Source organism: Pseudoflavonifractor sp. 524-17, from assembly GCF_009935845.1.
Taxonomy (GTDB): domain Bacteria; phylum Bacillota; class Clostridia; order Oscillospirales; family Oscillospiraceae; genus Pseudoflavonifractor_A.
Genome location: NZ_QWEK01000101.1, coordinates 1 through 2,982 on the forward strand (window position 1 = coordinate 1; position 2,982 = coordinate 2,982).

General features: G+C 56.1%; 5 protein-coding genes. 1 reads left to right on the top strand and 4 read right to left on the bottom strand.

What is annotated here, in order from left to right:
• Positions 1–271: 271 nt before the first annotated feature.
• The 4 genes from D1159_RS18560 to D1159_RS18570 form a co-directional block, all read right to left on the bottom strand.
• Positions 272–778, bottom strand: a complete 507-nt coding sequence (locus tag D1159_RS18560; RefSeq protein WP_161847074.1) for a hypothetical protein — start codon at positions 776–778, stop codon at positions 272–274.
• 122 nt (positions 779–900) lie between these two features.
• The gene (locus D1159_RS20145; RefSeq protein WP_279280123.1) at positions 901–1,035 is read right to left on the bottom strand and encodes a hypothetical protein; all 135 of its coding nucleotides are present in this window, start codon (positions 1,033–1,035) and stop codon (positions 901–903) included.
• Positions 1,004–1,468: a gamma-glutamylcyclotransferase family protein gene (locus D1159_RS18565; protein WP_161847075.1), complete on the bottom strand. Its 465-nt coding sequence runs from the start codon at positions 1,466–1,468 to the stop codon at positions 1,004–1,006. The genes D1159_RS20145 and D1159_RS18565 overlap by 32 nt, the downstream gene beginning before the upstream one ends.
• A gap of 48 nt (positions 1,469–1,516) precedes the next feature.
• Positions 1,517–2,458, bottom strand: coding sequence for an amidoligase family protein (locus D1159_RS18570; protein WP_243152402.1), 942 nt, complete (start codon positions 2,456–2,458; stop codon positions 1,517–1,519).
• 165 nt (positions 2,459–2,623) lie between these two features.
• Here D1159_RS18570 and D1159_RS18575 point away from each other — a divergent pair, with 165 nt between their 5' ends.
• Complete coding sequence (locus D1159_RS18575) at positions 2,624–2,896, top strand: helix-turn-helix domain-containing protein (RefSeq protein WP_161847076.1); 273 nt, start codon at positions 2,624–2,626, stop codon at positions 2,894–2,896.
• Positions 2,897–2,982 lie beyond the last annotated feature (86 nt).

Consider the following 2,982-nt stretch of genomic DNA (forward strand, 5'->3'; position numbering starts at 1 on the left):
AGATTAAAACCGACGTGACCAATCTGGGGCGGAAGGTGGACGCCATAGAGAAGAAGCCCGCCAAACGCTGGGACGGCCTGGTGGAAAAGCTCCTGTACGGCGTGGCTGGCGTTCTGGCAACAGCACTGGGCGCGGGTCTGCTGCACCTACTGCGGGCGGCGTAGACAGACAGAAGAATACAGAAACAGGAACCAGCCCTTTTCGGGAGATGTAATATTCTCTCGCAAAGGGCTGTTTTTGCGTTTTGGGGCTGGCGCTCTTACAGGCGGACTTAAAACAGGCTCATCTGCTCAGGATGCTGTTGCGCGGTATTCTGGTTACACTGGAAATATCCCTGTGCCGCCAATTTCCCAAGATAATTCGCGTTAACGCCGTTAATAATTCCATGAAGCAGCTGCATAGTTCCAGTGGCGGTGAGCAGCGCCCAGGTTTCCACGCTGGATTCTGTTTTTGGAGGCCGCGTAATAAGGGCAATATATTTTCTGCCATTACGCTGGAAGGGGACGCGCTCGGTGCTGAGGTCATGTTTCCTGCACTCGCGCTCATACTCCGCGCTGCTCTGCTGGAAGGTCTTATCCATATCCAAGATTTTGCCGTTCAGCCGGTCAATCTCGGCGGCCCGGGCCTGATAGATTTTCTTCTCCCCATCGCCAGCGACAAAAGCCTTGCAGAAAGCGTCTTTATCACCGTTGAAGCCGCAATAAGCCTCTTCGATTTTGGCGTACTCGGCGGGCATCGGCTCGAAGCCGGTGCGCTCCACAAATTCGGACAACATCATTTTTGTATTCCTCCTTGAATTTTTCTATCTGTTCTGGTACGCTGGAGGCCGGGTTCTCCCGGTCCTCCGTGGTGAGGCGGGGCAGTGGTTATCCTTGACCGGGGACCACTGCCCCTTTTTGCTTACCGGGGAATCTTGGCAATCGCCCAGTCCTTGAGCGGAAGGGGATCCCCTTTCATCTCCCGAACTGCCTCGTCGTTGCCGCAGGCGTCGCAGATGTAGACGTCAGCGTGGCGGCTCAGGGCGTTGGTAGTCAACCGCTCCTTGACGGTCAGACGCCCGCAGCGGCGCGGGGTCAAATCCAAAATCTCTGTATCCCTCCATGATGGTGTTAAGATACTGCTTCGCCGGCGGGGTGATTGCGTGGCCGGGGGTCATGACGTAAGCCATCCCCTTTACCTTCTTCCCTCGTACTTGCAGCGTGAACATTTGCTTGACGTACAGCCGAGGGAAGCCCTCATACCAGTCCAGGGCGTCTTCGTCCGAGGGGCTGATGGACCAGATACCAACGGGGACGCTGGCTCCGTCGCAAGGCTCAATGTTGGCAACGCCCGAGCGGCTGCTCCCCCGGAACACCAGCTTGTAACCGTCGATGGTGGAGCGGCCAATAGTGAGCGCATCCGGGCAGCGGTGGAGCATCTGGTCAACGTCCAGGTTGCTCCCATAGGCGATGTAGTATTTCCGTTTCATAGCTTCCTCCGTTCTCCCCGTATGGCCGGTAGGTCAGCCGGTTTGTTGTTAAGCTACCCCGGCCTCTGCCTGGGCCTGGGGGCGAAAGGGAGCGGTCAGGTGGTGGCGGCAGGTCTTGAACTCCGCACCGCCCAGGCCCAGGCGCTTCACCAGGACATTGGTCATCAGCGTGGCCTTCTGCTCTGCGGTGTAGCCCGCACAGCCCTTGAAGTAGAGCCGGGTGTCCTGGCAGTCAATAGCCCAGGCGCTCATGGCCAAGCAGAACTGGACGTAGGCCTTAATCTTGCCAGCGTGGGTGGTGCCGTTGAACAGCCGGAACTCGACCGTCCCCTTGGTGAAGAAAGCGTGGAGATTAACACCGTGGTAGCGGCTGGTGTTGTAGTGCTCGTGGTTGATACCGTCGGTGTAGCCATCGTTGGCGGCGCTGTACCAGATGCGCTCGAGGCTGTTCGTGGTTTTCTCGCTGTCATCTTTCATGGCTTTCAGCAGAGTGGAGTTCATCTTCTTGCACCAGCGGTTGGCGCGCTCACCAATCTCCAGGGCCTCATAGAACAGGTCCTGCCGGCCAATGGCAAAGTTCATCAGGCGGGTCAGGCTGGCGGGAGTGTGGTTCTTGCCGTCCACATGGACGTGGATGCCGCAGGAGCTGTTGGCGATTGCACCGGCCTCGCGGAGAGCGCGGATGACATTCTGCAGGTCCTCCATGTCCTCGTACTGAAGAACGGGGGTCACGACCTCGCAGGAGTACGCGGTGCCAGCGGAGACGCGGCCGTGGCTGGCGGACTTGCGCTCGGTGAGGATGCTGCCATCGGACATGGCTTTCCAGGTGCGGCCCTTCCGGTCGGTGGCACCGTAGGTGCCGTAGTAGGTGCCAAGGTAGCGGGTCTGGGTTCCGAAGTAAGTGGCGATGACGTTGGCGGCCTGCTCGCGGGTGATACCCGTCAGCTCAATCTCCACACCGAAGTTCTGCTTCTTCATCATGTCGTACATTCTTGTGACCTCCCAAGTTTTTTGTTCGGGGCGTTTCTTGTTGTGGTTATATAGTACATCATTCTCATTTACTTGTAAACACCTTTTTCGTTATTTTTATAAAAATTTTTGTTGACAAGTAAATCATTATGGTGATATAGTATTGGTAAGAAAGGAGGCCGCAAAATGGTAAACGATAAGGTACGCGCCATTTTAGCCTTGGCCGGGAAACGAAATATTGATTTAGCGGAGCTATACGGCGTTTCCAAGCAGAGCATGAACAACAAAATGACCAACAACCGCTTTTCCGCTGATGATTTGATTCGTATTGCTGAATTCGCTGGGTGTCGGGTTGCCTTTGTTCTGCCAGACGGTCAGCATATCTTCCTGGAGCCGGAGGACATTCGCCGGGAGCAGGATGGCAGCCCCACAAAAAGCAAAAAAGACCCGGACGAATAATCGTCCGGGTCCCAGCTTGTCGAAAAGCGGCCTGCCAGGAAAAAGTTCTGGCAGGCCGCAAAGCATAAAGATACATAAGGGCAGCA

Coding starts and splice junctions, on each gene's coding strand:
- D1159_RS18560 (WP_161847074.1), bottom strand. CDS start 778: ATGATGTTGTCCGAATTTGTGGAGCGCACCGGCTTCGAGCCGATGCCC.
- D1159_RS18565 (WP_161847075.1), bottom strand. CDS start 1,468: ATGAAACGGAAATACTACATCGCCTATGGGAGCAACCTGGACGTTGAC.
- D1159_RS18570 (WP_243152402.1), bottom strand. CDS start 2,458: ATGTACGACATGATGAAGAAGCAGAACTTCGGTGTGGAGATTGAGCTG.
- D1159_RS18575 (WP_161847076.1), top strand. CDS start 2,624: ATGGTAAACGATAAGGTACGCGCCATTTTAGCCTTGGCCGGGAAACGA.